Source organism: Streptococcus acidominimus, assembly GCF_001921825.1.
Lineage (GTDB): Bacteria > Bacillota > Bacilli > Lactobacillales > Streptococcaceae > Streptococcus > Streptococcus acidominimus.
Genome location: NZ_MSJL01000085.1, coordinates 1 through 3,375, shown reverse-complemented (window position 1 = coordinate 3,375; position 3,375 = coordinate 1). Strand labels below are relative to the sequence as shown.

The window sequence follows — 3,375 nt, the reverse complement described above, 5'->3', positions numbered from 1 at the left end:
AAAGACTTTGCAGGTTTCTTGCTTTGAATGCCCTGAATTTTTATAGGCAATCACACGTTTTCTAAAATCAATTCCATATGCCATAGATTTATTATAACATGTATTATATAAAAAGTGAAAGACTATAATAGGTCACAAAAATATTTTTAGTAAAATTTACTAAAAATATTGACAAAACCATCAAATCAGTTTATAATAAAATAAAAACGGTTACAGTAGGAGGATTGTAGATGAACACAGTAGACCTTCAACAGGCTTTTGCAGAGGTTTTTGGAAAGGAAGCAGATGCGACTTTCTTCTCTCCGGGACGGATCAACTTGATCGGAGAGCACACAGATTACAATGGCGGACATGTCTTTCCTGCTGCGATTACCTTAGGGACTTATGGTGCAGCTCGCAAGCGTGAAGATCAGACCTTGCATTTCTATTCTGCAAACTTCAAGGAACTCGGAATCATTGAAGTGGATTTGCAGAACCTAGTCTACGATAAGGCAGATAATTGGACCAATTATGCCAAGGGTGTCTTAAAATATTTACAGGAAGCAGGACATAGGATTGATGCAGGTCTGGATGTCTTTGTCTATGGGAATATTCCAAATGGTTCAGGCTTGTCATCCTCTGCTTCCTTGGAATTGTTGATTGGGATTATCGCTGAGGAATTGTTTGAGCTGGACGTAACTCGCCTTGATTTGGTGAAGATCGGTAAACAGACAGAGAACGAATTTATCGGGGTTAATTCAGGTATCATGGATCAATTTGCGATTGGAATGGGAGCAGATCAGCGGGCTATTTATCTGGATACCAATACTCTGGAATATGAATTGGTACCACTCGACTTGGGTGAGTATGTCATTGTCATTATGAACACTAACAAACGCCGTGAATTAGCAGATTCGAAGTACAATGAACGCCGGGCAGAATGTGAAAAAGCGCTTGAAGAGTTAAACGCTGTTTTAGACATTGAAACCTTGGGTGAGCTAGATGCGCAGACATTCGATGAGTACAGCTATTTGATTCAGGATGAAAATCGGATCAAGCGTGCTCGTCATGCTGTTTGGGAAAACCAGCGGACCTTGCAGGCAAGACAGGCTTTAGAAGCAGGAGATTTGCAGCAATTTGGTCGCTTGGTTAATGCTTCTCATGTATCTTTAGAGCATGATTACGAAGTAACAGGGCTAGAATTAGATACCTTGGCGCATACTGCTTGGCAACAAGATGGTGTACTTGGTGCACGTATGACGGGTGCTGGTTTTGGCGGTTGTGGTATTGCTATTGTTGAAAAGGATAAGGTCGATACCTTCATCGAAAATGTTGGCAAAACCTATACAGATATTGTAGGCTATCCACCAAGTTTTTATATTGCTGAAATTGCAGCAGGTTCTCGCGTTTTATCTCGAAAATAAGTAGGTAGAGTAAATGATAAGAAGTGTACTAGACAGGTTTGTGGACGGGGTCATCTCTGAAAGTAGTTATGAGGAATTAGACCGTACCTATCTCTGTAATCGGATCATGGCACTCGTCGGTGAAGCAGGAGTGGAGAGAGAAAGCCGTGCCGAGACAATCGTGGAGGCAAAAGATGAGTTAGTAGCGATCGCTGTTGAAAATGGCCTTGTCGGTGGCTTACTTGAAGAGCAAGAGGTGCTCGGTGCAGTGCTGATGGACTTTATCACACCGAGTCCAAGTCAGGTCAATCAGCAGTTTTGGTCACAGTATGAGACCGCTCCTGACCAAGCTATCGCAGACTTTTATGACCTAAGCAAGCGTAATGATTATATTAAGGTCAAGGCGATTGCTAAGAACATCTATTATCAGGTGCCGACAGAATATGGGGAGTTGGAAATAACCATCAATCTGTCCAAGCCGGAGAAAGATCCCAAAGCCATTGCTGCTGCGAAATTAGCAGAGGTTTCTCATTACCCCACATGCCTTCTCTGCATGGAAAACGAGGGCTATCAAGGACGGATCAACCATCCTGCTCGTGCCAATCATCGGATTATCCGTTTAGAGTTGGGAGAGGAAAAATGGGGCTTCCAATATTCGCCCTATGCCTACTTTAATGAACATGCAATTTTCTTACATACCAAGCATGTGCCAATGGCTATTACTCCCAAAACCTTTGAACAATTGCTCGATTTGGTCGATCTGTTGCCGGGATATTTTGTGGGTTCTAACTCCGATTTACCAATATCGGGTGGCTCTATTCTGACCCATAATCATTATCAGGGTGGACGGCATCGTTTTGCTATGGAAAAGGCAGAGATTGAGCATTCGCTAACCTTTGCAGGTTTTGAGGAGGTGAGGGCCGGTCTTGTCAAATGGCCGATGTCGGTCATTCGCCTCTCTTGTGAGGATAAGGGACGTTTGGTGGAGTTGGCGACCAAGATTTTAGAAAAATGGCGGAGCTACTCTGATGAAGCGGTGCAGATTCTCGCGTCTTCAAACGGTGAACCCCATCATACGATTACTCCGATTGCTCGGAGAAATGGGCAGCAATTTGAGTTGGACTTGGTCTTGCGGGATAATCAAACCTCTGAAGAATTTCCAGACGGGATCTATCATCCCCACCCAGATGTACAGCATATCAAAAAAGAAAATATTGGTTTGATCGAGGTCATGGGACTTGCCATTTTACCTCCTCGTCTCAAGCATGAATTACAAGAGGTGGAGGCTTATCTGCTCGGAGAAGTGGAGCAGGTTGCTTCTTACCACCAAGACTGGGCGGATGGCTTGAAAGCACAGCACTCTGATATTTCTCGGGAAAATGTGACCCAGCTTGTACGCGATGCAGTCGGACAAGTCTTTGGTCGAGTTTTAGAGGATGCGGGTGTTTACAAACGAACACCAGAAGGTCAAGCGGCTTTCTTACGCTTTGTGGAATTTGTTGGTTTGACAGCCAAAGACCAGTAAGACTTGTATTTTTATAGTTTACCGTAGCCGTTTCAGACTATGGTCGCTTGCAGATATGCTACTAGCAGTCAGGGAAGTGACTGTTGAAGGTAGGAAATAGAACGAGTGCTACTCGTGGTCAGGTTGAAGAAAAAGTCCATTTTAGACAATTTTCTTCAACCTTTTTTATTTTAAATCAAACGAAAAAACTCTTAGAAACTTGAACTGCTACCTGTCAAGTAGACAGTCAAATAATAAAAGATATTAAGCAACCTGATTCCTGAATTCCCAAGGGGTTTTGATAACGTTGTGTATTGTAAAACTGGATATAGCTTTCCACATCTGCGACTAGCTCCTCATAGGTCTTGTATTTCTTGAGATGATAAGACTCTGTCTTGAAATGCCCAAAGAAACTTTCAATTGGTGCATTGTCGATACATTTCCCAACTCGTGACATGGATAGAGTGATGCCAGCCTGTGTTGTAAAAT

Annotated in this window: 4 protein-coding genes; 2 read left to right on the top strand and 2 right to left on the bottom strand. The window is 42.9% G+C overall.

The features are described from left to right. Positions 1-84: IS630 transposase-related protein (locus tag BU200_RS11580; protein WP_228063988.1), on the bottom strand; the 84-nt coding region annotated here is incomplete at its 3' end. 146 nt (positions 85-230) lie between these two features. Between BU200_RS11580 and BU200_RS10210 the strand changes: the two genes are divergently transcribed. Then, complete coding sequence (locus tag BU200_RS10210; RefSeq protein ID WP_075100022.1) at positions 231-1,403, top strand: galactokinase; 1,173 nt, start codon at positions 231-233, stop codon at positions 1,401-1,403. A gap of 13 nt (positions 1,404-1,416) precedes the next feature. Next, positions 1,417-2,907 (top strand): UDP-glucose--hexose-1-phosphate uridylyltransferase, encoded by a 1,491-nt coding sequence (gene galT / locus BU200_RS10205; protein WP_075100021.1) that lies wholly within the window; start codon positions 1,417-1,419, stop codon positions 2,905-2,907. Between the two features lie 226 nt (positions 2,908-3,133). On the opposite strand, the gene BU200_RS10200 is transcribed toward galT, so the two are convergent. Beyond that, positions 3,134-3,375: IS3 family transposase (locus BU200_RS10200; protein WP_142237050.1), on the bottom strand; the 242-nt coding region annotated here is incomplete at its 5' end.

Coding starts and splice junctions, on each gene's coding strand:
- BU200_RS10210 (WP_075100022.1), top strand. CDS start 231: ATGAACACAGTAGACCTTCAACAGGCTTTTGCAGAGGTTTTTGGAAAG.
- galT (WP_075100021.1), top strand. CDS start 1,417: ATGATAAGAAGTGTACTAGACAGGTTTGTGGACGGGGTCATCTCTGAA.